The sequence below is a fragment of the Streptomyces sp. NPDC005955 genome (genome assembly GCF_042871255.1).
In the GTDB taxonomy this organism is placed as follows: Bacteria; Actinomycetota; Actinomycetes; order Streptomycetales; family Streptomycetaceae; genus Streptomyces.
Window position 1 is genome coordinate 26,208 of record NZ_JBIAIF010000017.1, and the last position, 25,310, is coordinate 51,517.

Genomic DNA, 25,310 nt, shown 5'->3' on the forward strand with positions numbered 1-25,310 from the left:
CGAACGACCTAGGAGTGCCATGAGCACATCGACCGTGCACCGGGCCGGTCCCCGGGAGTGGGGCGGGCTGGCCGTGCTCGCCCTGCCCACCGTGCTGCTCGGCCTCGACGTCACCGTGCTGTACCTCGCCCTCCCCTCACTCGCCGAAGACCTGCGCCCGAGCAGTACGGAAGCCCTGTGGATCATGGACGCCTACGGGTTCCTGATCGCCGGTTTCCTGATCACCATGGGCACGCTGGGCGACCGGATCGGCCGCCGGAAACTGCTGATGATCGGCGCCGCGGCCTTCGGGGTGGTCTCGGTGGTGGCCGCCTACTCGGGCAGCACCGAAGTGCTCATCGCCGCGCGCGCGGCCCTGGGGATCGCCGGTGCCACGCTGATGCCGTCCACCCTGGCCCTGATCAGCAACATGTTCGCCGACCCGCGCCAACGCTCGGTGGCGATCGGTGTCTGGGCGACCTGCTTCGCGCTCGGCATGGCGCTCGGACCGGTGGTCGGCGGCGCGATGCTGGCCCACTTCTGGTGGGGTTCGGCGTTCCTCCTCGCGGTCCCGGTGGCGATCGTCCTGCTCGTGGCCGCGCCGGTGTTGATCCCCGAGTACCGTGCGCCGCACAGCGGCCGGTTCGACCTGCTCAGCGTCGCGCTGTCGCTGGTCGCGATCCTGCCGGTGATCTACGCGGTGAAGCGGTTCGCCAAGGACGGCTTCGGAGCCCCCGCGGTCGGCGCGCTGGTGATCGGCCTGGTGTTCGCGACGTTGTTCGTCCGGCGCCAGGGCCACTTGGCGAGCCCGTTGCTGGACGTGCGGCTGTTCGCGGACCGTACGTTCAGTGCCGCGCTGAGCGTGCTGCTCGTCGGGCTGATCGGGGTCGGGGGCTCGATGCTGCTGATCACCCAGCAACTCCAACTGGTGGAGGAACTGCCTCCCGTCGAAGCGGGCCTGTGGATGGGGCCGCCCGCGCTGATGATGTTCGTGGCGGCGATCGGAGCGCCGTTGGTCGCCCGACGGGTGCCGCCGGGGATCGTGGTGTCCGTCACCCTGGCGCTGTCCACGCTCGGGTACGTGCTCCTCACCCAGGTGAACGCCACCGGAGGCATCGCCCTGATCGTGATCGGTTTCGGTCTCGTCTACCTCGGGCTCGGGGCGATCGCGGCCCTGGGCACGGACCTGGTGGTCGGCGCGGCGCCGCCGGAGAAGGCGGGTTCGGCCTCGGCGATGTCGGAGACCGTGCAGGAGTTGGGCCTCGCGTTGGGCGTGGCGGTCCTCGGCAGTCTGGCCACCGCGGTCTACCGGGGCCGCGTCGAGGACGGGATCCCCGCGGGTACCCCGGCCGGGGTGGCCGAAGAGGTGGGCGACAGCCTCGCCGGGGCGTCCGCGGGCGCGGGGCGGATGCCTGCGGGGTGGCTCGACCAGGCGAAGGAGGCGGCCACGGCCGGCTTGAACGTCGCGATGTTGGTTGCCGCGGGCGGCACGGTGGTGTTGGCGCTGTTGGCCGCGGTGGCCTTGCGGCACATCGGGGTCATCGGCAAGGAGGACGCCGCCTGAGGGCGGTTCGCCCCGCCTTTGGGGTGGTGGGCCTCGCGGTGCGTGCTCGGCTGCGGGTGCGATGTGGTTGCCCGCGCCGTTCCCCGCGCCCCTATGGGTACGCCCCGCTGCACGTGCGTGGTGCGTGTGCGGTGCGCGGTGGTTGGTCGCGCAGTTCCTCGCGCCCCTGGGTGGTGCGCCTTGCCGTGCGTGCGTGGCTGCGGGTGCGCGGTGGCTGGCCGCGCAGTTCCCCGCGCCCCTTTCAGGGGCGTCCTGGCGGGCGGGGGCCGTCCGGCAGGTGTGCCCCGATAGGGGCGCGGGGAACTGCGCAAACCCGAAGCGCACCCAAACTGGACAACGCACGCACAGCGGAGCGCATCCGCACGGGACAGCGCACCGTTAGAAGACGGACTCCGCCTCGTCCATGCGGTCCTTCGGGACCGTCTTGAGTTCGGTGACCGCGTCGGCCAGGGGAACCATGACGACATCCGTACCGCGCAACGCGGTCATCCTGCCGAAGTCACCCCGGTGCGCCGCCTCCACCGCGTGCCAACCGAACCGCGTGGCGAGCACCCTGTCGTACGCGGTCGGCGTACCGCCCCGCTGGACGTGCCCGAGGATGACCGGCTTGGCCTCCTTGCCCAGGCGCTCCTGGAGCTCGAAGGCGAGCGCCGTGCCGATGCCCTGGAACCGCTCGTGCCCGAACTGGTCGATCTCGCCCTTCTGGTAGTTCATCGTGCCCTCTGCGGGGTGTGCGCCCTCGGCGACGCAGATGACGGCGAACTTCTTGCCCCGGGCGAACCGCTCCTCGACCAGCGCGACCAAGTCGGCCGGGTCGAAGGGGCGTTCCGGCAGACAGATGCCGTGCGCGCCGGCGGCCATGCCGGACTCCAGGGCGATCCAGCCGGCGTGGCGCCCCATGACCTCGACGACCATCACCCGCTGGTGCGACTCGGCGGTGGTCTTCAGCCGGTCCATCGCCTCGCTGGCGACGCCGACGGCCGTGTCGAAGCCGAAGGTGCGGTCGGTGGACGAGATGTCGTTGTCGATCGTCTTGGGGACGCCGACGACCGGGAGGCCCGCGTCCGCGAGCATCCGGGCGGCGGTCAGCGTGCCCTCGCCGCCGATCGGGATGAGGACGTCGAAGCCGATCTCGGTGGCGAGCGCCCGGATGTTCTCGCAGGCGGCGCGGAAGCGGTCCCGCTCCAGCCGCGAGGAGCCGAGGATGGTGCCGCCGCGGGCGAGGATGCCGCTGACGGCGTTCAGGTCGAGGGGGCGGTAGCGGCCGTCGAGCAGGCCGGCGTAGCCGTCCTCGAAGCCGATCACCTCGTCGCCGTGGTGGGTGACGGCCCGGTGCACGACCGAACGGATCACTGCGTTCAGGCCGGGGCAGTCGCCGCCCGCCGTGAGTACTCCGATGCGCATCGTGCTCTGTCTCCTGCTCGCTGCTGGTCCTGTTGAGCCCGCCTGATTCTTCCACGGTGGCACACCGGGCACCCCTCCCGCCGGTACTCCCACCACATTGGTCCAGACCGAAGACGTGATATCGGGGACCACCAGAACCTCCGGCGTCCCAGCGGTCACGGCCCGGGCCACCCGCCTCCCGGCCCCGGACTCCGGCGGGCGTCTTAACGACACGCACAGGTATTGTCAAGAGGGGACTACGAACCACACACGGACCGCGCCCGAACGATCACGAATCGGACGCACGCGAAAGCTGGCGCGGCGACGAAACGGAGGGCACGCGTGACGCGCAGCGTGTACGTGACCGGGATCGACCGGGGCGACGGCCGCCAGGTCGTCGAGCTGGGGGTGATGGAGCTCCTGACCCGCCAGGTCGACCGGGTGGGCGTGTTCCGCCCCCTCGTGCACGACGGACCGGACCGGTTGTACGACCTGCTCAGGGCCCGGTACCGGCTCAGCCAGGACCCGTCGACCGCGTACGGGATGGACTACCACGAGGCGTCCACGATCCAGGCCGAGCAGGGCACCGACGAACTGGTGTCCCGGATGGTGGCGCGGTTCCACCAGGTGGCCGAGGAGTACGAGGTCGTCCTCGTGCTGGGCACCGACTTCGCCGCGACCCAATTGCCCGACGAACTGGCGCTGAACGCACGGCTCGCGAACGAGTTCGGGGCGTCGGTGCTGCCGGTGGTCGGCGGCCGAGGCCAGAACGCCGAGTCGGTGCGCGCCGAGGCCCGCAATGCGTACCGCGCGTACGAGGCACTGGGCTGCGACGTGCTCGCGCTGGTGGTGAACCGGGTCGACCCGAAGGACCGCGAGGCCGTGCACGAGCGGTTGGCGGCCCGGCTGCCCGTGCCCTGCTGGGTGCTGCCGGACGAACCCGCGCTGGCGGCGCCGACCGTCGCCCAGGTCACCGCTGCACTCGGCGGAACGGTTCTGCTCGGCGATGACTCCGGTCTCGCCCGGGACGCCCTCGATTTCGTCATCGGCGGGGCGATGCTGCCGAACTTCCTGCCCGCCCTGACCCCGGGGTGCCTGGTCGTCACGCCCGGGGACCGCGCGGACCTGGTCATCGGTGCGCTCGCCGCGCACAGCTCCGGGGCGCCGCCCATCGCGGGCGTGCTGCTCACCCTCGGCGAGCGCCCGCCGGAGCAGATCCTCACCCTGGCGGCCCGGCTGGCCCCGGGGACCCCGGTGATCTCGGTGCCCGGCAACAGCTTCCCCACGGCGGCCGAGCTGTTCGGGCTGGAGGGCAAGCTGAACGCGGCCACGCCGAGGAAGGCGGAGACCGCGCTCGGCCTGTTCGAGCGGTACGTCGACACCGCGGAGCTGATGACCCGGGTCTCGGCGCCGAGCAGCACCCGGGTCACGCCGATGATGTTCGAGCACAAGCTGTTGGAGCAGGCGCGCTCCGACCGGCGCCGGGTCGTGCTGCCGGAGGGCACCGAGGAGCGGGTGCTGCGGGCGGCGGACGTGCTGATGCGCCGCGGGGTGTGCGACCTGACGCTGCTGGGCGATGTGGAGGCGATCCGCAAGAAGGCCGCCGACCTGGGCGTGGACCTCGGTGACGCGGATCTCGTCGACCCGCAGACCTCGGAACTGCGGGACCGGTTCGCCGCGCGCTACGCCGAGTTGCGGGCGCACCGCGGGGTGAGCCTGGAGCTGGCGTACGACGTGGTCGCGGACGTGAACTACTTCGGCACGCTGATGGTCCAGGAGGGTCTGGCGGACGGCATGGTGTCCGGTTCGGTGCACTCGACGGCGGCGACGATCCGACCCGCGTTCGAGATCATCAAGACCAGCCCGGGCGCCGAGATCGTGTCGTCGGTGTTCTTCATGTGCCTGGCCGACGAGGTCCTCGTGTACGGGGACTGCGCGGTCAATCCGGACCCGAACGCGGAGCAGCTCGCGGACATCGCGATCCAGTCGGCGGCGACGGCGGAGCAGTTCGGGGTGGACCCGCGGATCGCGATGCTCTCGTACTCGACGGGCACCTCCGGTACCGGCGCCGACGTGGACAAGGTCCGCGAGGCGACCGCACTGGTCCGGGAGCAGCGCCCCGACCTGCGGATCGAGGGCCCGATCCAGTACGACGCGGCGGTGGAGCCGTCGGTGGCGGCGACCAAGCTGCCCCAGTCCCCGGTGGCGGGGCAGGCGAGCGTGCTGATCTTCCCGGACCTCAACACCGGCAACAACACGTACAAGGCCGTGCAGCGCTCGGCGGGCGCGATCGCGGTCGGGCCGGTGCTCCAGGGGCTGCGCAAGCCGGTGAACGACCTGTCGCGCGGGGCCCTGGTGCAGGACATCGTCAACACGGTGGCCATCACGGCGATCCAGGCGCAGGGCGCGACCGCCGTCCGGCCGCCCGCGCCCCCGACCGCCGACCCCGCTCCCGCCGGCGACCCCGCCTCCGCCTCCGTATGACCTCCCCCTCCCCCGCAGCAGAAGGTTCCCCTCCCGTGATCGCACCCCTCACCCCGCACCGCGTCCTCGTCCTCAACTCCGGCTCGTCCTCGCTGAAGTACCAGCTCCTGGACATGCAGGACAGCTCGCGGCTGGCCTCCGGGCTGGTGGAGCGGATCGGCGAGCGGGGCTCCCGGCTGGTCCACTCGCCGCTCACGGACGGTGCGGCGGAGCCCCGGGAGCGTACGGAGCCGATGGCGGACCACACGGCGGCGCTGAAGGCGGTGGCCGAGGAGTTGGCGGCCGACGGGCTGGGGCTCGACTCGCCCCAGTTGGCGGCGATCGGGCACCGGGTGGTGCACGGCGGCAAGCACTTCACCGAGCCGACGGTGATCGACGACGCGGTCATCGCGGAGATCGAGCGGCTGATCCCGGTGGCGCCGCTGCACAACCCGGCGAACCTGACCGGCATCCGGACCGCTCGGGAGCTGCGTCCGGACCTGCCGCAGGTCGCGGTCTTCGACACGGCGTTCCACACGACGATGCCGGAGGCGGCGGCCCGCTACGCGATCGACGTGGCGACCGCCGACGCCCACCGCATCCGGCGCTACGGCTTCCACGGCACCTCGCACGCGTACGTGTCGCGGCGCACGGCCGCCCTGCTCGGCAAGGACCCGTCCGAGGTCAATGTGATCGTGCTGCACCTGGGCAACGGCGCTTCGGCGTCGGCGGTGCGCGGCGGGGTGTGCGTGGAGACGTCCATGGGACTGACCCCCTTGGAGGGGCTGGTGATGGGTACCCGGTCGGGTGACGTGGACCCGGCGGTGGTGTTCCACCTGAAGCGCGTCGCGGGCATGGACGTCGACGAGGTGGACGCGCTGCTGAACAAGCGCAGCGGGCTGGTGGGGCTGTGCGGTGACAACGACATGCGGGAGATCCGGCGGCGGATCGACGAGGGCGACGGGGCGGCCCGGCTGGCGTTCGACGTCTACGTGCACCGGCTGAAGAAGTACATCGGCGCCTACTACGCGGTGCTGGGCCGGGTGGACGCGGTGGTGTTCACAGCCGGGGTCGGGGAGAACGCGGCACCGGTGCGGGAGGCGGCGGTGGCCGGTCTGGAGGAGCTGGGTCTGGTCGTGGACGGCGACCTGAACGCCGTGCGCAGCGGGGAGCCGCGGCTGATCTCGGCGGCGCACGCGCGGGTGGCGGTCGCGGTGGTGCCGACGGACGAGGAGTTGGAGATCGCCACGCAGACGTACGCACTGGTGCGGGGCTGAGTGCGCGGCCGGGACGTACGCTCCGGCTCGCGTCCACCCCGCCCTTCGTGGAGTGGACACGTATCAACACACCTGAGCAGACGCCCGCCCATTTGTAGCTTCCACCAGGCGGAATATTCCGCATTGAAACAAACCGATAGGATGAGCCTCATGCGCCGTTCCAAGATCGTCTGTACCCTGGGCCCCGCCGTCGACTCGTTCGAGCAGCTGAAGTCGCTGATCGAGGCCGGGATGAACGTGGCCCGCTTCAACATGAGCCACGGCTCCCACGAGGAGCACCGGGCCCGGTACGAGCGCGTGCGCGACGCCGCTCGGGAGACCGGTCAGGCCATCGGTGTCCTCGCGGACCTCCAGGGACCGAAGATCCGGCTGGAGACCTTCGCCGAGGGTCCGGTCGAGCTGGTGCGCGGCGACGAGTTCACCATCACCACCGAGGACGTGCCCGGCGACAAGTCCATCTGCGGCACCACGTACAAGGGACTGCCCGGGGACTGCCGCATCGGCGACCCGATCCTCATCAACGACGGCAACGTCGAACTCCGGGTGACCGGGATCGAGGGCCCCGAGGTGCGGACGATCGTCATCGAGGGCGGTGTCATCTCCGACCACAAGGGCATCAACCTGCCCGGCGCGGCCGTGAACGTCCCGGCGCTGTCCGAGAAGGACATCGACGACCTGCGCTTCGCCCTGCGGATGGGCTGCGACCTGGTCGCCCTGTCCTTCGTGCGGGACGCCGCCGACGTCGACGACGTGCACAAGGTCATGGACGAGGAGGGGCGTCGCGTCCCCGTCATCGCCAAGGTGGAGAAGCCCCAGGCGGTGGCCAACATGGAGGCCGTGGTGGCGGCGTTCGACGGGGTGATGGTCGCCCGCGGTGACCTGGCCGTCGAGTACCCGCTGGAGAAGGTCCCGATGGTGCAGAAGCGGCTCATCGAGCTTTGCCGCCGCAACGCCAAACCGGTGGTCGTGGCGACCCAGATGATGGAGTCGATGATCACCAACTCCCGTCCCACCCGCGCCGAGGCGTCCGACGTCGCCAATGCGATCCTGGACGGTGCCGACGCGGTGATGCTGTCCGCCGAGTCCTCGGTCGGCGCCTATCCGATCGAGACCGTGAAGACGATGTCGAAGATCGTCGTCGCGGCCGAGGAGGAGTTGCTCTCCAAGGGTCTCCAGCCGCTGGTGCCGGGCAAGAAGCCCCGGACCCAGGGCGGTTCGGTGGCCCGTGCCGCCTGCGAGATCGCCGACTTCCTCGGCGCCAAGGGCCTGATCGCCTTCACCCAGTCCGGTGACACCGCCCGCCGGCTCTCCCGCTACCGCGCCGCGCAGCCGATCGTCGCCTTCACCACCGACGAGTCGACCCGCAACCAGCTGGCGCTCAGCTGGGGCGTCGACGCCAACGTGGTCCCGCACGTCAACACCACCGACGAGATGGTCGGCCTGGTGGACGCCGAGATCGTGCAGCTGAAGCGCTTCCAGGAGGGCGACACCGTCGTCATCACCGCCGGCTCGCCCCCCGGGGTGCCCGGCACCACCAACATGGTCCGGGTCCACCACCTGGGCAACGGCGAGCGCGACTAGTTCTGCCGCAGGTAGCACGCCTTCAGGGGCGCCCCTTCCCGGGGCGCCCCTGAAGGCGTTGCGGACGTCATTCGGTGACGGACTGGCGCAGGCCCGGGACGGTCAGGTCGCCGCCGAACTGACCGGCCTGCACCATCCGGACCCGGGTGAAGTACGCGGCGGGCAGGTCCAGCGGCGGCGGGTGCTCCGGGTCGAAGACGATCGGGATCGTCCCGAACAGTCGGCCTTCGAGGCGCTCGGTGTACATCGTCACGCGTCCCCCGCGCAGGGTGGACACGGAGCCCCGGGCCGCCCGCAGGTGGTACGTCCGGCCGTCGGCGTCGGTCACGCTCTGGTGCAGGTCGCCGATGTCGACGCCGTCGTCCGCGGTGAACTTGAGGGCCTGTTTGGTGCGTCCGTCCGGCATCGTCAGGTTCACCACGCCGTGGTAGGTGAGCCCGCGCAGGAAGAGGGAGCTGGCTTGCAGGAGCCAGGGCTGCCCGGGGATCGGGGCGGCGGGCTGCTCGGGCGTGCCGTCGGACCGCTTCTCCACGGCACAGGGGAACGGCACCTTGCCCTCGGCGTCCGGTGCGGACGGCTGCGCGTCCGGTGCAGACGGCTGCGGGGGCGCGGTGCCGGTCGGGTCCCGGCGCGGGGTCCGTAGCGTCCCTTCGCGTGCGGTCGGGACCGCGCGGGGGCCGGGGGACCGCCCTACGCCGTCACCCGGCGCCGACCCGGAGGCCGATGCCGTCGCGGCGGGCGCGGGCGGTTGCCGTCCGGACGGGGCGAGCAGATCACGGACCGCCTCGCCCACGCCCAGCGAGTCCAGGACCACCAGCGGGCCCGAGGGGTTCAACGGTTCCAACGGCGGTCGGGAGCGGGCCGGGACGGGGAACCGCTCGACCCGGTCGCCGGAACGGTCGGCACGGTCGTCGTCACGGTCGTCCGGGCGGTCGTCGTCACGGTCGTCGTCACGGTCGTCGTCGGGGTCGTCGGAGGCTGCGGGACGGTCCACGGCGTGCCGCGCCCCGTCCGGCCGCCCGATGGCCGGGCGCCCGGTGGCCGGCTGCCCGGCGGTCGGGGCCGCGGCACCCTCCACCGCCCCGTCGTCCCCGGTCGGCCCCTCCGGAGCGGCGACGCAGGGTCCGTCCTGGAAGGGGTTGTCGGGGACGGCGGGGCGGGCCTGGGCGAGCGTCGGGGTCATCCCCAGGCCCATCAGGACGGCGGTCGGCATCGCCGCGATCGCGATCGCCTTCCCGGCGGGCACCTGCCACCGGGTCAACAGCGGTTTCCTGGGGGCCGCGTGACGGGGTCCCGGCCGCGGGCCACGGGGCGGGTCGGCGTCCGACGGGCAGGGCGTCCCCTCAGCCGGCACGGCGGTGCCCGTCCGGCCCCGGCTCCGGGACCGCGACGGGTGCGCCCGGGGCCCAGGCGATCGCCATCGCTCCGCCGACCAGGGCGAGTGCGTACCCCGCCACGAAGCCGCCGAAGTTGGAGACCACCAGCGAGACCAGGGCCAGCAGGATCGCCGCCACGCCCGCGAAGATCCGGGAGTGCTTCTGGAACCACATGGTCAGACCCAGCACGATCAGGAGGACGCCGATGATCAGCGAGCCGGCGCCCGCGGTGGTGGCCATCCGGATGGTCACGGTGCCGAACGTGAGGTTGGCGTACGGGAAGTACATGATCGGCAGGCCGCCCAACAGGGTCAACACGCCGGCCCAGAAGGGGCATTGACCGCGCCAGTGCCTGAACGACCGCCGCCAGCCGTGGGCCCGGTCGCCCAGCCCTTCGTGCGCTTCGGCACTCATGTCGTACAGCTCCTCGGGTAGCGCGGGCGGTTCTCGGTGCGGGGGTGCTCGGGCGCGCGGCGGCCGGACGCCCGGGGGCCGGCCCGGGTCGGGGGCCGGCGGCGACCCCGGGGCCGCCCGGTCACGGCGCCCGGCGCCTGACGGGCACCGGGCGGTGGTCACTCAGGAACATCAGAAGCACTCGTGCTTGCCCCTCTGCACCTTCATCGCCATGCCGGACAGTTTGAAGGTGCCCGCGCTGGTCGCCCGGGCGCGCTGCCGCAGATCGGTGAAGACGACCGAATCGGCCTGCTGGGCGAAGGAGCCGGGCTCGTACCGGTCGCCCGGCGACGGCCCGGGCCCCTTGGTGGTGTCGTCGACCGAGACGCCCATGTCGATCTCCCGGAAGGTGGCGTTGGCCTGGAGCTCGTCGGTGTCGATGTAGAGCTTGTTGGCCACGACCTCCGGATCACCGGGCCGACCTGCGGAGAGCTTCAGCGTCACGTCGCCGAACAGCCCGATGGGGACCACCACGGACTGGCACAGGTCCGTGATGACCGCGTCCTCCAACCCGATCACGGACACCGCGTGGTTCCCCGACTCACCGCTGTCCACTGCGTTGTACTGGACGTACCCGGTGCCGTCGAGCCGGTTGGCGGTCATCTTGAACTGCTGCCCCGACACACTGAACGACGCCGCCAGCGCACCCTGCGACAGGGCGACGCCGATCGCGGCGGACGCCGCGACGCTCGGCACCATGACCACGGCGAACCGCTTCCATCTGGTACCGCCACGAGCCACGGACTCCATGACTTTCCTCCTCCTCGGACATCCATCTCCGGCGTCGACCGGCCCCTCGCGGCGGCTCGGTCGGGCAGGGTTGGGAGACGTGTCACGTCGCCGGTGAGGAGAGCGCCCGCCCTCGGTACGCGCCCGAAGCGCGGGCGATCACCCCCGGGCGACGACCACAGGTCGCGCCCGACAGGTCACGCGCGACAACCGGACAGGCTCCGCCGGTCGGCGAAGACCCCCCTGTCCCGGGCCGGTACCCCCTGGGCCCCTGTTGACGCGGGAAGGCCACGGGTCACCGACCGCTCGGGGGAACCCAGGGTCCCGGTCCCGGGCTGGCCGCCGGGCGCTGAGGGAATGGACCGAGCGTCGCCGATGGTGGTGTATCCGGGCCGTACGCACAAGGGCTTCGTTACCGACTGGTAATCGAAGGGCTATCGATTCGCGACCGTGCGACACGACCCCGCTACACAGGGTCGCCACACGAGCCTCACGCGTCACTTCCGCCAAGGACGAAACGGGGCAGAAGGCCGACCGGGACGCATGTGCAGTGACCGTGGGTCGCTGTTGTGAAGATTTCGCGAAGATCGCGAGTTTGCGAACTTGTTTTCGAAAACCCCGTTCGCCCCCGCCGGAACCGGCACGGGGGCGAACGGAACGGAGTCGGGAGAACGGGGCGGGACGGGACGGGAAAGGAGGAGAAAGGAGGAGAAGGGGCGAGAAGGGGGAGCCGGGCGGGAAGGGGGTGCCCGGAAGGGGGCTAGAAGAGCGCCCGGGCCAGCGTCCTGCGCGCGGCGGCCACCCGCGGATCGTCGGCGCCGACCACCTCGAACAGCTCCAGCAGCCGCAGCCGCAGCGCCTCGCGGTCGTCGCCCGCCGTGCGGCGCACCGCGTCGACCAGCCGCCCGAACGCGTCCTCCACGTGACCGCCGACCAGGTCGAGGTCGGCGGCGGCGATCTGCGCGGCCGGATCGGCGGGGCGGTCCGCGGCGTCCCGCCGGACGGCCTGCGGGTCGACGCCCTGCACCCGCTGGAGCAGCTCCGCCTGGGCGAGGCCCAGCTTCGCCTCCGGGTGCCCGGGGTCCTCGGTCAGCACGTTCTTGTACGCCTGCACCGCACCGCCGAGATCGCCCGAGTCGAGGGCGCGCGCGGCGGCTTCGAGGACCGCGTCGTACGGTCCGGCCGGGGCCTGGGGCTGCGCGGCGGACTCCGGGGCGCCGGCGTCCGCGTCGATGGTGAGCCCGGTCAGGCCGAAGCGCTCTTCGGCGACCTGCACCAGCTGGTCGAGCGTCTGGCGGATCTGGGCCTCGGGGGCCGCGCCCTGGAAGAGCGGCAGCGCCTGCCCGGCGACCACGGCGAAGACCGCCGGGATGCCCTGGATACCGAACTGCTGCATCAACATCTGGTTGGCGTCGACGTCGATCTTGGCGAGGAGGAAGCGGCCGTTGTACTCGACGGCCAGCCGTTCGAGGAGCGGACCGAGCTGCTTGCACGGCTCGCACCACTCGGCCCAGAAGTCGATGACGACGGGCACCTCGGCGGAGCGCTGGAGCACCTCGCTCTCGAAACCGGCCTCGTCGACGTCGATCACGAGGGCGGACGGGCCGACGGCCCCGCCGCCGCCCTGCCGGGCCGCTTCGGCCCGGGCCTGCTCCGCCTTCGCCTTGGCCTCCTGGGCGGCCTTGACCGCTCCGAGGTCGACGACCCCGCTCATGGACATGTTCCGTGGCTGCATGGGTACATCCTCCCCCCTGGGCGCGGCTCAGCGAAAAGCGGTGTCACCACGGTGTGACGCAGGGGTCCGTCGACCCCCGCGGCCCGGGGGTCAGAAACCGGGCGGCTCGGTGTAGACGCCCCATTCGACGCGCAGCACGTCGCAGATCTCCCCCAGGGTCGCCTCCGCCCGCACCGCCTCCAACATCGGCTCGATCATGTTGTCCCCGCGCCGGCCCGCGGCGACCATCGCGTCCAGTGCGGTGCGCACCCGTGCGCCGTCGCGCCCGGCCTTGCGGTCGGCGAGGGCCCGCACCTGTTCGCGTTCCACCTCGTGGCTGACCCGCAGGATCTCCAGGTCGCCGGTGACGGAGCCGTGGTGGACGTTGACGCCGACCACGCGCTTGTCGCCCTTCTCCAGGGACTGCTGGTAGCGGAACGCGGACTCGGCGATCTCCCCGGTGAACCAGCCGTCCTCGATGCCGCGCAGGATGCCGGAGGTGATCGGCCCGATGGGGTGCCGGCCGTCGGGGCGGGCCCGCCGGCCGCGCTCCTCGATCTGTTCGAAGATCCGTTCGGCGTCCGCCTCGATCCGGTCGGTGAGCTGCTCGACGTACCAGGAGCCGCCGAGCGGGTCGGCGACGTTGGCGACGCCGATCTCCTCCATCAGCACCTGTTGGGTGCGCAGGGCGATCTCGGCGGCCTGCTCGGAGGGGAGCGCCAGGGTCTCGTCGAGGGCGTTGGTGTGCAGCGAGTTGGTGCCGCCGAGCACCGCGGCGAGGGCTTCCACGGCGGTGCGGACGACGTTGTTGTAGGGCTGCTGGGCGGTGAGCGACACCCCGGCCGTCTGGGTGTGGAACCGCAGCCACTGCGCCTTGGCGGTGCGGGCCCCGTACACGTCGCGCATCCAGCGGGCCCAGATCCGACGGGCGGCGCGGAACTTGGCGATCTCCTCGAAGAAGTCGAGGTGCGCGTCGAAGAAGAAGGAGAGCCCGGGGGCGAAGGTGTCGACGTCGAGTCCGCGCGACAGGCCCAGTTCCACGTACCCGAAGCCGTCGGCGAGGGTGTACGCCAGTTCCTGCGCGGCCGTCGACCCGGCCTCGCGGATGTGGTATCCGGAGACCGAGAGCGGCTTGTACGCGGGGATGTGCCGCGCACAGTGCTCCATCAGGTCACCGATCAGCCTCAGGTGCGGCTCGGGCGGGAAGAGCCACTCCTTCTGGGCGATGTACTCCTTGAAGATGTCGGTCTGGAGGGTGCCGTTGAGGACGGCGGGGTCGACGCCCTGGCGTTCGGCGGCGACCAGGTACATGCAGAAGGCGGGGACGGCCGGTCCGCTGATGGTCATCGAGGTGGTGACGTCACCGAGCGGGATGTCCCGGAACAGGACCTCCATGTCGGCGGCGGAGTCGATGGCGACCCCGCAGTGGCCGACCTCGCCGAGCGAGCGCCCGTCGTCGGAGTCGCGTCCCATGAGGGTGGGCATGTCGAAGGCGACGGAGAGGCCGCCGCCGCCCGCCGCGAGGATCATCTTGTACCGCTCGTTGGTCTGCTCGGCGTTGCCGAAGCCGGCGAACTGGCGGATGGTCCAGGTGCGGCCCCGGTAGCCGGTCGGGTGCAGGCCACGGGTGAAGGGGTACTCCCCGGGCCAGCCGATCCGCTCGAAGCCCGCATAGGTGTCGCCGGGCCGGGGGCCGTAGACGGGCTCGACCGGATCGCCGGAGAGCGTGGTGAAGTCGGCGTCGCGCTTGTGGGCGGCGTCGTACCGGGCCTGCCAGCGTCGGCGGCCCTCCTCGATCGCGTCAGCGTCCATGCTTCGAATTTACTAGGACGTCCTAGTAAATGTCGATGGGAAACCGCCGGAGTCCGCTCCGGACTCCGGCGGGAGGGGCGCGCGGCCCCGGCGGTCACGCCTTGACGGGCTCCGGCGCACGGTCCGTGATCAGCGCACGGGTCTCCCGGCTGATCTTCGGCTCGACGAAGAACGAGGCGAACGGGATGCAGCCGACGAGGAGCACCCACAGCAACTTGCCGAACGGCCACTTCGCCTTGGAGCCGAGGTCGAAGGCGAAGACCACGTAGACGATGAACAGCAGACCGTGGATCTGCGAGATGACCATGGTGTCGCCGGTCTCGAAGCCGTACTTCAGGATGATCGCCACGGTGAACACCAGCAGCCAGATGGCGGTGATGTACGCCATCACCCGGTAGCGCGTCAGCACGGTTTGCTTCATGGCCCGAGCGTAACGAGCGCAGATGTCCGATCGTCGAGCGGGTCACCCCTCACCCCGGCCCCGCTCGCCCCTCACACCTCGCCCGCTCGCCCCCTCGCCCCGCTCACCGCTGCCCCGGTCCTGCTCAGCCTTCGAAGTCCCGGGCGGCGGCGCGCAGCGGGCGCAGCATCGCGAAGATCTCCCCGCACTCCTCCGCGTCGTAGGCGCCGAGCCCGAAGTCCATCGCCATCAGGTCCCGCGTCGCCGCCTCCACCACTTCGCGGCCCTTGTCGGTGATGGAGGCGAGGGTGCCCCGACCGTCGTTCGGGTTGGGCCGCTTCTCCACCAGCCCGGAGCGCACCAGCCGGTCCACGGTGTTGGTGACCGAGGTCGGGTGGACCATCAGCCGCTCGCCGATCTTCGACATCGGCAGCTCGCCCGCCTTGGAGAAGGTGAGCAGCACCAGCGCCTCGTAGCGGGCGAAGGTCAGTCCGTACGGCTTGACGACCGCGTCGACCTCGCCCAGCAGGATCTGGTGCGCGCGCATGATCGAGGTGATCGCGGCCATCGAGGGGACGCTGCCCCAGCGCTGCTTCCAGAGCTCATCGGCGCGGGCGATCGGATCGAAGGCGAGACTCAGTGGCTTCGGCACGATCCGACCCTACCGGCCGGTCATATGCCGGTCAGCCCCGTCTCGCCCTTCGGTCCGGAGCCCCCGGCCGCACGGGAATCCGGCCCCGCGCCCGCCCGGGATCACGGTGCGGACGGCCCCCCCGGACCCGGGCGCCGACACCGGTCCGCCGGCCGCGGTGCGCCGGACCTCGACCGCCAGCAGCACGCACACCACCGTGCCGAGCACCCCCGCCCCCGCGACCACCGTACTGACCGCGAACACCTCCGCGGCGGCGCCCGCGAGCACCATGCCCACGCCCTGGACGGTCATCAGTCCGGCCGTGTGCACCGTCATCGCCCGGCCCCGCAGCCCCGGGGGCACCGCGTCCACGAACCACCGGTCGGCGCCCAGGGTGTAGGCGAAGCCCGCCCCGCCCAGGAACAGCAGGAGCACCGCCCAGCCGGGCCCCGGGACCAGGACGTACCCGGTCAGCGGCAGCAACAGCAGGGCGCCGAGCGGGAGGGCGATCCGCTCCCGGGTGCGCGGCCGGAGCGCGGCGCCCACCCAGAGCTCCGCGAGGACGGTGCCCACCGGCATCGCGCACATCAGCAGTCCCACCACGGCGGTCCCCGCCCCGATCTGGTCCGCGTACGCGGCGGCCAGCGCCTCCGGGACGACCACGAACATCGGCGGCACCCACAGGAACAGCAGCAGGGCGCGCAGCCTGCGGTGGGCGAGGACCGCACGGACCCCGTTCAGCGAGTACCGGGCCAGCGATCCCCCGTCCGGCGTCTCACCGTCCGACGCCTCCCCGTCCGGCGCTTGGCGGGCCGGCCGCCGCCGGGTTCCGCACCGCAACAGCACCGCCGACAGCAGGAACGTCCCCAGGGTGATCACCAGGGCGCCCCGCGGGGACACCACGGTCAGCAACAGCCCGCCCAGACCGAAGCCGACGAGGACCGCGCTCTGCGAGACGATCCGCAGCAGCGAACGCCCCAGCACGAAGCGGTCGCCCGGGCCGAGGACGTCGGCGAGGGTCGCCATCCGGGTGCCGTTGAAGACCGGCGCGACCAGCGCGATGGCGCAGCGCAGCGCCAGCAGCCCGGCGACCGGGGTCAGCGGCAGCGCCATCAGCGCCGCGCACCCCGCGCACACCAGGTCGCAGACGACGAGCACCCGCCGCGCCGGGTACCGGTCGGCGATCCCGGCCAGCAGGGTGCCGCCGACGAGGTACGGCAGCATGCCGAGCGCGAAGGCCAGCGCGCTGAGGAACGGCGAGCCGGTCAGCCGGTACACGAGCACGGTCAGGGCGATCTCGCTGACGACGACGCCGAGCAGCGAGAACAGGTGCGCGGTGAAGATCCAGCGGAACTCCACCACCCGGAAGACGTCCCGGTAACCGTCACGCCCACCCCCACCCCCACCCTCGCCCTCGCCCTCACGGACACCATCACCATCACCATCGCGGCCGGGCACCGTCCCGGCGGCGGGGAGTTCCTCCGTCCCCGCCGCCCCTCCCTCATGTCCCTGCGGTTCCTCCGTCATGGGAAGCCACCCTGGGCCCCCCTCGGGGCCCGGCATACTGATTCGCCCCCAGCCGAATCCACCGCCGTCCGGGAGGCCCCGTGCCGATGCGTCTGTACTTCACCCCGGACGACCTGCTGGCGTCCCGGTTCGCCATCTCCCCGCTCTGGGAGACGCAGGAGGCGGTCCGCACCCTGCGGCGCCCGGACCGGCACGGCTACCACCCGCGCTGGCTGCGGCGGATCGAGGAGACGGGCCAGCCGCTCGACCTCGCCCCGATCTGGCTGCTGATGCCGCACCGCGGGCACAGCCCCGACTGGTTGGGCCCGCCGCCGATCGGCCCGGCCGCCTCGTTCGCCGAGGAGATCGCCGCCGTGCGCGCCGCCGATCCGGACGCCGCCCGCGCGGAGATGGTGACGGCCCTGGGCCACACCCCGGGCGCGGCGGACACCGTCCTCGGCCGGACGTTGTTGGCGGACCCCGCCCGCGCGGTTCGGGACGTGGCGGACCTGTTGGAACGGGCCTGGCAGGTCCTGGTGGAGCCGGACTGGCCCCGATTGCGCGCCCTGCTGGAAGCGGACGTCGCCTACCACTCCCGGCGGCTCGCGGACATCGGACTGGGCGCGCTACTCGGCGAGTTGGACCGGCGGATGGCGTGGGCGGACACCACCCTCACCGTGGCCTTCCACGGCGAGCACGAACGGCAGCTGGACGGCCGGGGGTTGGTGCTGATGCCGAGCGTGTTCTCCTGGCCGGACGTGATCGGCGGCCACGAACCGCCCTGGCAACCCACCCTGGTCTACCCGGTGCGGGGCATCGGCGGACTGTGGAGCGGCGACCCGGCGGCGCCGGAGCGGGGGCACGCGGCGCTGGCCCGGCTGCTGGGGGCGAACCGGGCCGCGGTGCTGGCCGCGCTGGACGAGTCGGCGAGCACCACGGCACTGGCCCAGCGGCTGGGCCTCGCCCCGTCCTCGGTGTCCGCCCATCTGACCGCGCTGCGGGACGCCGGCCTGCTCACCGCCCGCCGGTACGGCCACCGGGTGCTGTACGAGCGGACCCCGCTGGGCATGGCCCTGCTGTCCGGCGGCGAGTGACCCGGGGCGGGCGGGGACATGAAGGCTCCCGGTCGTGGGCAACACGCCACCCGAGCCACCCCGTTGCGGCGGCCCACCTGTGATGGGGTGGGACGTTCCGCCGGAAGACGCTCCGGCGGCCCACCGAAGGGGAGGCCCATGACGGCACGGGGACACCAGGACGTACGGGGACACCAGGACATACGCAGCGGCTCCGGGGAGTCGGGCACCCGACGCCGGGCGGTGCTCGGTGCGGGCGCCGGGCTGGCCGCGCTGAGCGTGGTCGGCGCCCCGGGAACCGCCCGGGCGGCGTCGCGGGGGCGCGCGTCCGGGATCGGCCGGGAACTGCGCGCACTGGAACAGCAGCACGACGCCGAACTAGGGGTCTTCGCCCGCAACATGGCGACCGGCCAGACCGTCCGCCACCGGGCCGGCACCCTGTTCCCGATCTGCTCGGTCTTCAAGACCCTCGCCGCGGCCGCCGTCCTGCGCGACCTGGACCGCGACGGCGAGTTCCTGGGCAAACGGCTCTTCTACACCGCCGAGGAGGTCGAGAAGATCCCGCACTCGCCGGTCACCGACGACCAGGTGCACATCGACCACGGCATCACCATCGCCGAACTGTGCGACGCGACCATCCGGTACAGCGACAACTTCGCGGCCAATCTGCTGCTGCGCGAGTTGGGCGGCCCGACCGCGATCACCCGGTTCTGTCGTTCGCTCGGCGACCGGGTGACCCGGCTCGACCGGTGGGAGCCCGAACTGAACTCGGCGGAACCCGACCGGGTCACCGACACCACCACCCCGGCGGCCATCGGGGCGACCTACGCCCGGCTGGTCCTCGGCAACGCGCTGGCCGGTGCGGACCGCGCCCGCCTGACCGACTGGATGCTGCGGAACACCACCAGCGGGACCCGCTTCCGCAAGGGGCTGCCCGCCGACTGGACGCTGGCCGACAAGACGGGCGGCGGGAGGTACGGCACCAACAACGACGCGGGCGTGGCCTGGACCCCGGACGGCACGCCGGTGCTGCTCGTGGTGCTGAGCACCCGCTTCACGGAGGCGGCCCCGGCCGTGGACCCGCTGATCGCGTCGACGGCCGAACTGTTGGCGAAGACCCTGGGCTGACGGGCGCGGGGTGACCGTCCGCGGTGCGCTCCTGCGGGGCCGCACCGCGGACGGCGTCCGTCACGGCTGCGGCCGGGCGACCCAGCGGTCAAGCGCGTCGACGGTGTTCTCCGGCGCGGTGTTGAAGCACAGCCGGATGCCGGGCGCCGCTTCGACGAGGACGTTGACCAGCCGCTCGAACAGCAGGGTGTGCTCGGGGAGCGCCCGCACGCCGGCCCCGATCATCGCCAGGCCGACGGCGTGCTCACCGAGTGCCCTGCGCACGCTCGCCTCGGCGTCGTCCGCCGAGGTGCCGATCAGACAGCTCACGACGTCGAACCCGGCCTCCCGCAGCGCCGCGTGCCCGAGGGCGATCCGCGCGGTGAGCTGTGCCTCGTCGATCCCGTCGGGCAGTTGGCTGTAGTCGATCGCACTCGGGTGCAACCCGATGGTCAGCACCTTCGTGTCGCTCGGTAACACACTCCCGGTCGCCGGCACACCCATCGGTGAACCCCCCTGACTCGTCTGGCGGTTGATCCCTCCGGTGTACCACGAGGCCCGAACCCCTCCCCCGCCGAACGGGGGTGCGCTCCTGCGGGGACGCCGCCCGGCCCCGTGAAATTGCCTTGCCCCGCTCCGACTTCGCGTCTTGAGTGACCCCATGGGCCGACGAGGGAACGGGGCACGATCCGTGGGGCAGCGACAGCAGTTGGAGCAGCGGTTCCTGGGCGGGACGGGGCTGCGCGTCAGCGAACTGTGCCTGGGCACCATGACGTTCGGCAGCAGTGCGGACGAGGGGGCGTCGCACCGCATGCTGGACGCGTTCACCGAGGTGGGCGGCACCTTCATCGACACGGCGGACATCTACGGGCAGGGCGCCTCCGAGGAGGTCCTGGGCCGCTGGCTGGGGGCCCGCGGCAACCGCGACGAGCTCGTCATCGCCACCAAGGTGTTCGGGTCGTTGGGCGAGGGCGGCGGAAACGATTCGGGCCTGAGCCGCAAGCACGTCCTGGCCGCGGTGGAGGGCAGCCTGCGTCGCCTCGGCACGGACTACATCGACCTGTACCAGACGCACATGTGGGACGTGGAGACGCCGATCGAGGAGACCCTCTCGACGCTGGACACCCTCGTCCGGGACGGCAAGGTGCGCTATCTGGGCGCGAGCAGTGTGACGCCGTCGCAACTACAGAAGGCACTCGACGTGGCGCGGTTCCACCGCTGGGAGCCGTTCGTCTGCCTCCAGCCGCTCTACAACCTGCTGGCGCGGGAGCTGGAGTGGGAGTTGCTGCCGCAGAGTGCGGCGGAGGGCGTCGGAGTCATCCCCTGGAGCCCCCTCCAGGGCGGCTGGCTCTCGGGCAAGTACCGGCGCGGCATGACCGCGGCGCCCGCGGGTTCGCGCGAGGCCGCCGTCCAGGAACAGCAGGGCCGGGAGAGCTGGCGGGACCGGGACACCGAGGAGACGTGGCGGGTCGTGGACGCGGTGCTCGCCGTCGCCGACGAGACGGAGCGCACCCCGGCCCAGGTGGCGCTGCGCTGGCTGCTGCAACGCCCGGGCGTCACGGCACCGATCGTGGGGGCGCGCACCCTGGAGCAGCTGACGGACAACCTCGGGGCGAGCGGCTGGCAGCTGACCCCGGAGCAGGAAGCGCGCCTGACGGCGGCGAGCGAGCGTCCGTTGCCGCACCCCTACGACGTGCTCGCCCGCCCTCAGGAACGCTCACGCCCCGCCCGCCGGGCCTCCTGAGTCAGCTGCGCTCCACCTCGGCCATGAGGAGGCGCAGCGTCAGCGAGTGCTTCTCGCGCGGGAGTCCGTCCAGGGCCGTGCGGGCGTACGCCACGCCGCCCGTCCGGTCCCCGGAGCGCGCGAGCATCAGCCCCCGGTGCAGTTCGAGGTGCGTGGCGAAGCGGGGCAGGACGGCCGGCAGCTCCCGTCGCGCGGCGTCCTGCGCCCGGACCGCCGCGTCCTCGTCCCCGAGGCGAGCCGCGAGCAACGAGACGAAGACGTTCATGCGCCACCAGGGCACGGCGTAGTCGGAGGTCTGTTCGGCGGAGGCCACCGCGTCGAACACCCGGCGCCCCTGGCGCATGAGCTGTCGCGCGGTCGCACGATCTCCCCGGACGGCCGCGGCGTGCGCCTTCCCCATGGTCGCGTTCAGCAGCCCGAGCGAGGGCTTGTCGCTGATCGCCATCGCCTGGTCGGCCAACACGTCGGCGATGCCGAGGGACGCCCCCTCGTACCCCAGGGCGATCGCCGCCCGCCCCCGTACCCACACCCGGGTGTGGTCGTCGCCCGACTCGTCGGCCGCCCGAGCTGCCGCGCGGTACCAGTTCACGGCCCTGGAGCCGTCGGAGCCGGGGAACGTCTTGGCGTAGAGCGTCATGAGCCGCGCGGCGACGGACCACAGCTGAGGCGTGTCCAGTTGCTGCTGCACCACGACCAGCTCGCCCGTCACGCGACGCTGGATGTCGGCGGCTCCCAGGCTCATGTACTCGGTCCCGTACGTGGCCAGCTTCGCTTCCCAGCCGTCCGCCGAAGGCCCGTCGGTCAGTCGCGCGGCGAACCCCGCACTGAGCAGGTCGGAGGCCACGGCGGGGGCTATGGCGGTCGCCGCCACATCGGTCAGGAACGTACGGCGCTTCACTTCACCCTCAAGCACGGCTAGGGGAACGTCCAGGACGGCCGACAGACACCGGAGGTAGTAGGGCCCCGGTGTGACTTTGGAACGTTCCCAACGGCTGATGTACTCCCGATCCAGGTTCGTTCCGAAGGCGCCGTTGACAGCGGATGCCAGTCGCCCCTGCGACCAGCCGCGAGCCTTGCGGAGGTCTGCGATGAGTTCCCCGATGGACATGGGGCCATGATGCCCCCGCGGCACCGCTGAACAGCGCAAGCTCCCGCGCAGCAGGGCCACTTGCCCCTAGGGATGCCACTACCCGGCGCCTGTTGAACCGCCGAGGGTGGGGTGTACCGAAACGATGGCGGAGGTAGCAGACATGACGACCGACCCCGTGCGCCACGGCCCCCCGCCCGGCAGTCCCCCCGACCCCCAGCAGCCGCCCCCCGGCGAACGCCCCCTGTTGACCCTCCGGGTGTCCCGTGACGGCGGCCGGACCTGGGGCGACCCCCAGGGCGTGTACGCGTCGACGAAACCGGCGCCGATACTCACCTCGGTCTGGCCGACCTGTGCGTGCCCCCGGTGCGCGGCGCGGGCGTAGGCGCGGGCGTGGCGACAGCGTGCCCGTACGCGTGACGGCCGCCCCCGGTCCAGGGGCGGCCGTCACGAAGAGCGTGCGGTACGGAGGGCTCAGCCGTCGGCGAGGAACCGTTCGACGGTCTCGACCTTGGAGGTGAGGCCGTCGCCGACCCCGGGGCGGAGGTCCGCCTTGAGCACCAGCGAGACCCGCGGAGCGCGCGCCTCCACCGCGGCGACGGCCCGCTTGACGACGTCCATGACCTCGTCCCACTCACCTTCGACGGAGGTGAACATCGCGTCCGTACGGTTCGGAAGCCCGGACTCGCGGACGACCCGGACGGCGTCGGCGACGTACTCCCCCACGTCCTCGCCGACGCCGAGCGGGGTGACGGAGAAGGCGACGATCATGCCTGGACGACCCCCTCGCGGCGGGCGCGCGCCGCGATGACCTCGGCCTCGGCCTCGTTCTTGAGGCGCCGCTCCGCGACGAACCCGCCGAAGGGCAGGACCGACAGCACGAAGTACAGGGCGGCGGTGCCCAGCGACCACTTGGTGCGGTTCCAGGCGTCCAGCCAGAAGACCACGTACACGACGAACAGCAGACCGTGGATCATGCCCATGGCGGGCACCGCATTGAAGTCGGTCGTCCGCTTGAGGACCGAGCAGACGAGCAGCAGCAGGAACGAGATGGCCTCGGGCGCCGAGACCAGGCGCAGGCGGCGGAGTGCGGATGCGGTCTTGATGTCCACGGGGGAGGGTCACCTTCGGGCTTCGGGAGGAGTACGGATCGGCTCCGCACGCTTTGTGAACGTGTGCACAAGCGTCCCCATTGTGGCATCGGGGTCGGCGCGGCCCCAGCCCGGGGTGCCCGCCGGGAACGACGGATGCGTCACAGTCGCGCACCGGATGCCGGCACCGGTGTCACGAGCCGGTGCCGCTCGCCCGGGGGCCCTGTGCCCCGGCACCGGGGTCCGGTTACCGTCGCAGGGTGGCAACGTTCCGGCTCCAAGGGAGCAAAGTGCTCGCCGTCGACATGTCCGGCGACACGGTCAGGGCGAAGAACGGCTCGATGGTCGCGTACGACGGCCAGGTGAGCTTCAAGAAGATGAGCGGCGGCGGTGAGGGGCTGCGCGGGATGGTCACCCGCCGCCTCACCGGCGAGCAGCTCACCGTGATGGAGGTGAAGGGCCAGGGCACCTGCTGGTTCGCCGACCGGGCGAGCGAGATCAACCTGGTGCAGCTGCACGGCGACAAGCTGTACGTGGAGGCGAGCAACCTGCTCGCCACCGACGCCGGGCTGCGCACCGGGACCACCTTCACCGGGCTGCGCGGCGCGACCCAGGGCGGCGGTCTGTTCACCACGACCGTGGAGGGCACCGGGCAGGCCGCACTGACCTCGGACGGTCCGGCCGTCGTGCTGCGGGTGACCCCGCAGTACCCGCTGTCGGTGGACCCGGGCGCGTACGTGGCCCACCAGGGCGACCTGCGGCAGACCTTCCAGGCGGGGGTGACCTTCCGCACGCTCATCGGGGAGGGCGGCGGCGAGGCGTTCCAGATCCGCTTCGAGGGCGACGGACTGGTGTACGTGCAGCCCAGCGAGCGCAACACGGTCGGAGGGGACGTCTGATGCCGTTCCGTGAGATCAACTCGAAGATGATCGAGGCGACCGTGGTGTCCGGGCAGCGGCTGTTCAGCCAGCGCGGGGCGATGCTCGCCTACCGGGGCGACGTGACGTTCACGCCCAACGTCCAGGGCGGTCAGGGCGGGCTGACCTCGATGATCGGGCGCCGCGTCGCGGGGGAGTCGACCCCGCTGATGACCGTCGAGGGCAACGGGACGGTCCTGTTCGGGCACGGCGGCCACCACGTCCAGGTGATCCCCCTGACCGGGGACACCCTGTACGTGGAGGCGGACCGGTTGCTGGCCTTCGACGGGACGCTCCAGCAGGGCACGATGTTCCTCGGTGCGCAGGGCGGGGTCATGGGCATGGTGCGCGGCCAGGTGACGGGGCAGGGCCTGTTCACCACCACGCTCCAGGGCCACGGTTCGGTGGCCGTCATGGCGCACGGCGGAGTGATCGAACTGCCGGTCACCCCGCAGCGCCCGGTGCACGTCGACCCGCAGGCGTACGTGGCGCACCGCGGCGAGCTCCGCAACAAGCTGTCGACGGCCCTGGGCTGGCGGGACATGGTGGGCCGGGGTTCGGGCGAGGCGTTCCAGCTCGAACTGAGCGGCCAGGGCGTGGTGTACGTCCAGGCGTCGGAGGAGAAACTGTGAGCACACCGAGCAAGTACGGGGCGCCGGGACCGGTGGTGCACGACCCCACGACCCTGCCGTCGGACGACAACGTCGACAGTTACACCTTCTGCGTGGAGCTCGCGCACAGCGAGTGGTTCCTCCAGAAGGGCAAGATGATCGCCTACTACGGGTCGATCGAGTTCAACGGGATCGGCCACGGCCGTCTCGACCGGCTGGTGCGCACCTCGTTCCACTCCCCCCTGCACGCCAGTGACTGGGTGGTGGCCGCGGGGACGGGCAAGCTGCTGCTCGCCGACCGGGCGTTCGACGTCAACTCTTTTGACCTGGATGACGGCAACCTGACGATACGCTCGGGCAATCTGCTCGCTTTTCAGCCAAGTCTCGCGCTCAAGCAATCGATCGTTCCGGGGTTCCTGACGCTGATCGGGACCGGCAAGTTCGTCGCCGCTTCGAACGGTCCGGTGGTCTTCATGGAACCCCCGCTGCGCGTCGATCCGCAGGCGCTGGTGGGCTGGGCGGACTGCCCCTCGCCGTGCCACCACTACGACCACGCCTACATGACCGGCGTGATCGGCGGTCTACGTGCGCTGACGGGGCTCGGCGGGACGTCCGGGGAGGAGCACCAGTTCGAGTTCGTGGGTGCGGGTACGGTACTGCTCCAGTCCAGCGAGCGGTTGATGGCGGAGCAGGACACGGGGGCGGTGCCGCACCAGGCGGGCGTGCCCGGAAACCACGGCGCACCCGGGCAGGGCGTACCGCGCCTTCCCGGACAGCTCGGGGACCTGCAACGTCGCTTCGGGCTGTGAGCG

The 25,310-nt window shown here is 71.9% G+C and carries 24 protein-coding genes; 11 read left to right on the forward strand and 13 right to left on the reverse strand.

Going from position 1 to position 25,310, the window contains the following annotated elements:
- The first annotated feature begins 19 nt into the window (after positions 1-19).
- On the forward strand, positions 20-1,543 hold the full coding sequence (locus tag ACFYOU_RS29985) for an MFS transporter (RefSeq protein ID WP_391310016.1): 1,524 nt from the start codon (positions 20-22) through the stop codon (positions 1,541-1,543).
- Between the two features lie 378 nt (positions 1,544-1,921).
- Here ACFYOU_RS29985 and ACFYOU_RS29990 read toward each other — a convergent pair whose 3' ends face one another.
- On the reverse strand, positions 1,922-2,947 hold the full coding sequence (locus ACFYOU_RS29990) for a 6-phosphofructokinase (protein WP_385492317.1): 1,026 nt from the start codon (positions 2,945-2,947) through the stop codon (positions 1,922-1,924).
- Between the two features lie 321 nt (positions 2,948-3,268).
- Between ACFYOU_RS29990 and pta the strand changes: the two genes are divergently transcribed.
- The 3 genes from pta (at position 3,269) to pyk (ending at position 8,247) form a co-directional block, all read left to right on the forward strand.
- Positions 3,269-5,410 (forward strand): phosphate acetyltransferase, encoded by a 2,142-nt coding sequence (gene pta, locus ACFYOU_RS29995; protein ID WP_391310019.1) that lies wholly within the window; start codon positions 3,269-3,271, stop codon positions 5,408-5,410.
- Positions 5,407-6,666: an acetate/propionate family kinase gene (locus tag ACFYOU_RS30000; RefSeq protein WP_391310020.1), complete on the forward strand. Its 1,260-nt coding sequence runs from the start codon at positions 5,407-5,409 to the stop codon at positions 6,664-6,666. Before pta ends, ACFYOU_RS30000 begins: the two co-directional genes overlap by 4 nt.
- A gap of 150 nt (positions 6,667-6,816) precedes the next feature.
- Positions 6,817-8,247 carry a pyruvate kinase gene (gene pyk, locus ACFYOU_RS30005; RefSeq protein WP_387007967.1) on the forward strand — a complete coding sequence of 477 codons (1,431 nt, stop codon included), beginning with the start codon at positions 6,817-6,819 and terminating at the stop codon, positions 8,245-8,247.
- Positions 8,248-8,314: 67 nt separating this feature from the next.
- On the opposite strand, the gene ACFYOU_RS30010 is transcribed toward pyk, so the two are convergent.
- From ACFYOU_RS30010 to ACFYOU_RS30045, 8 genes are all read right to left on the reverse strand, one after another.
- A complete protein-coding gene (locus ACFYOU_RS30010; RefSeq protein ID WP_391310022.1) occupies positions 8,315-9,508 on the reverse strand; it encodes a hypothetical protein in 1,194 nt (397 codons plus the stop codon).
- Between the two features lie 82 nt (positions 9,509-9,590).
- Positions 9,591-10,037 (reverse strand): DUF6114 domain-containing protein, encoded by a 447-nt coding sequence (locus ACFYOU_RS30015; RefSeq protein WP_391310024.1) that lies wholly within the window; start codon positions 10,035-10,037, stop codon positions 9,591-9,593.
- Positions 10,038-10,208: 171 nt separating this feature from the next.
- On the reverse strand, positions 10,209-10,826 hold the full coding sequence (locus ACFYOU_RS30020; RefSeq protein WP_389769398.1) for a DUF6230 family protein: 618 nt from the start codon (positions 10,824-10,826) through the stop codon (positions 10,209-10,211).
- A gap of 739 nt (positions 10,827-11,565) precedes the next feature.
- Entirely contained in the window at positions 11,566-12,540 is a 975-nt protein-coding gene (locus ACFYOU_RS30025) for a tetratricopeptide repeat protein (RefSeq protein WP_389769395.1), read from the reverse strand.
- A 90-nt stretch (positions 12,541-12,630) separates the two neighbouring features.
- The gene (locus ACFYOU_RS30030; RefSeq protein WP_391310027.1) at positions 12,631-14,331 is read right to left on the reverse strand and encodes a methylmalonyl-CoA mutase family protein; all 1,701 of its coding nucleotides are present in this window, start codon (positions 14,329-14,331) and stop codon (positions 12,631-12,633) included.
- Positions 14,332-14,425: 94 nt separating this feature from the next.
- Positions 14,426-14,752: a DUF3817 domain-containing protein gene (locus ACFYOU_RS30035; protein ID WP_391310029.1), complete on the reverse strand. Its 327-nt coding sequence runs from the start codon at positions 14,750-14,752 to the stop codon at positions 14,426-14,428.
- 124 nt (positions 14,753-14,876) lie between these two features.
- Entirely contained in the window at positions 14,877-15,383 is a 507-nt protein-coding gene (locus ACFYOU_RS30040) for a MarR family winged helix-turn-helix transcriptional regulator (RefSeq protein WP_387007955.1), read from the reverse strand.
- Positions 15,384-15,392: 9 nt separating this feature from the next.
- Positions 15,393-16,889, reverse strand: a complete 1,497-nt coding sequence (locus ACFYOU_RS30045; RefSeq protein ID WP_391310032.1) for an MFS transporter — start codon at positions 16,887-16,889, stop codon at positions 15,393-15,395.
- 80 nt (positions 16,890-16,969) lie between these two features.
- Between ACFYOU_RS30045 and ACFYOU_RS30050 the strand changes: the two genes are divergently transcribed.
- Positions 16,970-17,962, forward strand: a complete 993-nt coding sequence (locus ACFYOU_RS30050) for a DUF5937 family protein (protein WP_391310034.1) — start codon at positions 16,970-16,972, stop codon at positions 17,960-17,962.
- A gap of 138 nt (positions 17,963-18,100) precedes the next feature.
- Positions 18,101-19,069: a class A beta-lactamase gene (gene bla, locus ACFYOU_RS30055; RefSeq protein WP_391310036.1), complete on the forward strand. Its 969-nt coding sequence runs from the start codon at positions 18,101-18,103 to the stop codon at positions 19,067-19,069.
- A 60-nt stretch (positions 19,070-19,129) separates the two neighbouring features.
- On the opposite strand, the gene ACFYOU_RS30060 is transcribed toward bla, so the two are convergent.
- Positions 19,130-19,507, reverse strand: a complete 378-nt coding sequence (locus ACFYOU_RS30060) for a hypothetical protein (protein ID WP_391310038.1) — start codon at positions 19,505-19,507, stop codon at positions 19,130-19,132.
- Between the two features lie 250 nt (positions 19,508-19,757).
- On the opposite strand from ACFYOU_RS30060, the gene ACFYOU_RS30065 reads away from it, so the two are divergent.
- On the forward strand, positions 19,758-20,792 hold the full coding sequence (locus tag ACFYOU_RS30065) for an aldo/keto reductase (protein ID WP_391310180.1): 1,035 nt from the start codon (positions 19,758-19,760) through the stop codon (positions 20,790-20,792).
- A 1-nt stretch (position 20,793) separates the two neighbouring features.
- On the opposite strand, the gene ACFYOU_RS30070 is transcribed toward ACFYOU_RS30065, so the two are convergent.
- On the reverse strand, positions 20,794-21,900 hold the full coding sequence (locus ACFYOU_RS30070; RefSeq protein ID WP_391310040.1) for a helix-turn-helix domain-containing protein: 1,107 nt from the start codon (positions 21,898-21,900) through the stop codon (positions 20,794-20,796).
- Between the two features lie 142 nt (positions 21,901-22,042).
- Here ACFYOU_RS30070 and ACFYOU_RS30075 point away from each other — a divergent pair, with 142 nt between their 5' ends.
- Positions 22,043-22,264, forward strand: a complete 222-nt coding sequence (locus tag ACFYOU_RS30075; RefSeq protein WP_391310042.1) for a hypothetical protein — start codon at positions 22,043-22,045, stop codon at positions 22,262-22,264.
- Between the two features lie 89 nt (positions 22,265-22,353).
- Here the strand turns inward: ACFYOU_RS30075 and ACFYOU_RS30080 are convergent, their stop codons facing one another.
- Both ACFYOU_RS30080 and ACFYOU_RS30085 read right to left on the reverse strand, forming a co-directional pair.
- Positions 22,354-22,650 (reverse strand): MTH1187 family thiamine-binding protein, encoded by a 297-nt coding sequence (locus ACFYOU_RS30080; RefSeq protein ID WP_391310044.1) that lies wholly within the window; start codon positions 22,648-22,650, stop codon positions 22,354-22,356.
- A complete protein-coding gene (locus ACFYOU_RS30085) occupies positions 22,647-22,991 on the reverse strand; it encodes a DUF3817 domain-containing protein (protein ID WP_389769373.1) in 345 nt (114 codons plus the stop codon). Before ACFYOU_RS30085 ends, ACFYOU_RS30080 begins: the two co-directional genes overlap by 4 nt.
- Positions 22,992-23,230: 239 nt before the next feature.
- Between ACFYOU_RS30085 and ACFYOU_RS30090 the strand changes: the two genes are divergently transcribed.
- The 3 genes from ACFYOU_RS30090 to ACFYOU_RS30100 are packed head-to-tail and all read left to right on the forward strand — an operon-like array spanning position 23,231 to position 25,307.
- A complete protein-coding gene (locus ACFYOU_RS30090; RefSeq protein WP_385757739.1) occupies positions 23,231-23,869 on the forward strand; it encodes an AIM24 family protein in 639 nt (212 codons plus the stop codon).
- Positions 23,869-24,519, forward strand: coding sequence for an AIM24 family protein (locus ACFYOU_RS30095; RefSeq protein WP_391310048.1), 651 nt, complete (start codon positions 23,869-23,871; stop codon positions 24,517-24,519). The genes ACFYOU_RS30090 and ACFYOU_RS30095 overlap by 1 nt, the downstream gene beginning before the upstream one ends.
- Positions 24,516-25,307, forward strand: a complete 792-nt coding sequence (locus ACFYOU_RS30100) for an AIM24 family protein (RefSeq protein ID WP_391310050.1) — start codon at positions 24,516-24,518, stop codon at positions 25,305-25,307. The genes ACFYOU_RS30095 and ACFYOU_RS30100 overlap by 4 nt, the downstream gene beginning before the upstream one ends.
- Positions 25,308-25,310: the final 3 nt, after the last annotated feature.

Coding starts and splice junctions, on each gene's coding strand:
- ACFYOU_RS30025 (WP_389769395.1), bottom strand. CDS start 12,540: ATGCAGCCACGGAACATGTCCATGAGCGGGGTCGTCGACCTCGGAGCG.
- ACFYOU_RS29990 (WP_385492317.1), bottom strand. CDS start 2,947: ATGCGCATCGGAGTACTCACGGCGGGCGGCGACTGCCCCGGCCTGAAC.
- bla (WP_391310036.1), top strand. CDS start 18,101: ATGACGGCACGGGGACACCAGGACGTACGGGGACACCAGGACATACGC.
- ACFYOU_RS30020 (WP_389769398.1), bottom strand. CDS start 10,826: ATGGAGTCCGTGGCTCGTGGCGGTACCAGATGGAAGCGGTTCGCCGTG.
- ACFYOU_RS30015 (WP_391310024.1), bottom strand. CDS start 10,037: ATGAGTGCCGAAGCGCACGAAGGGCTGGGCGACCGGGCCCACGGCTGG.
- ACFYOU_RS30030 (WP_391310027.1), bottom strand. CDS start 14,331: ATGGACGCTGACGCGATCGAGGAGGGCCGCCGACGCTGGCAGGCCCGG.
- ACFYOU_RS30075 (WP_391310042.1), top strand. CDS start 22,043: ATGACGACCGACCCCGTGCGCCACGGCCCCCCGCCCGGCAGTCCCCCC.
- ACFYOU_RS30035 (WP_391310029.1), bottom strand. CDS start 14,752: ATGAAGCAAACCGTGCTGACGCGCTACCGGGTGATGGCGTACATCACC.
- ACFYOU_RS30045 (WP_391310032.1), bottom strand. CDS start 16,889: ATGACGGAGGAACCGCAGGGACATGAGGGAGGGGCGGCGGGGACGGAG.
- ACFYOU_RS30095 (WP_391310048.1), top strand. CDS start 23,869: ATGCCGTTCCGTGAGATCAACTCGAAGATGATCGAGGCGACCGTGGTG.
- ACFYOU_RS29985 (WP_391310016.1), top strand. CDS start 20: ATGAGCACATCGACCGTGCACCGGGCCGGTCCCCGGGAGTGGGGCGGG.
- pyk (WP_387007967.1), top strand. CDS start 6,817: ATGCGCCGTTCCAAGATCGTCTGTACCCTGGGCCCCGCCGTCGACTCG.
- ACFYOU_RS30000 (WP_391310020.1), top strand. CDS start 5,407: ATGACCTCCCCCTCCCCCGCAGCAGAAGGTTCCCCTCCCGTGATCGCA.
- ACFYOU_RS30080 (WP_391310044.1), bottom strand. CDS start 22,650: ATGATCGTCGCCTTCTCCGTCACCCCGCTCGGCGTCGGCGAGGACGTG.
- ACFYOU_RS30070 (WP_391310040.1), bottom strand. CDS start 21,900: ATGTCCATCGGGGAACTCATCGCAGACCTCCGCAAGGCTCGCGGCTGG.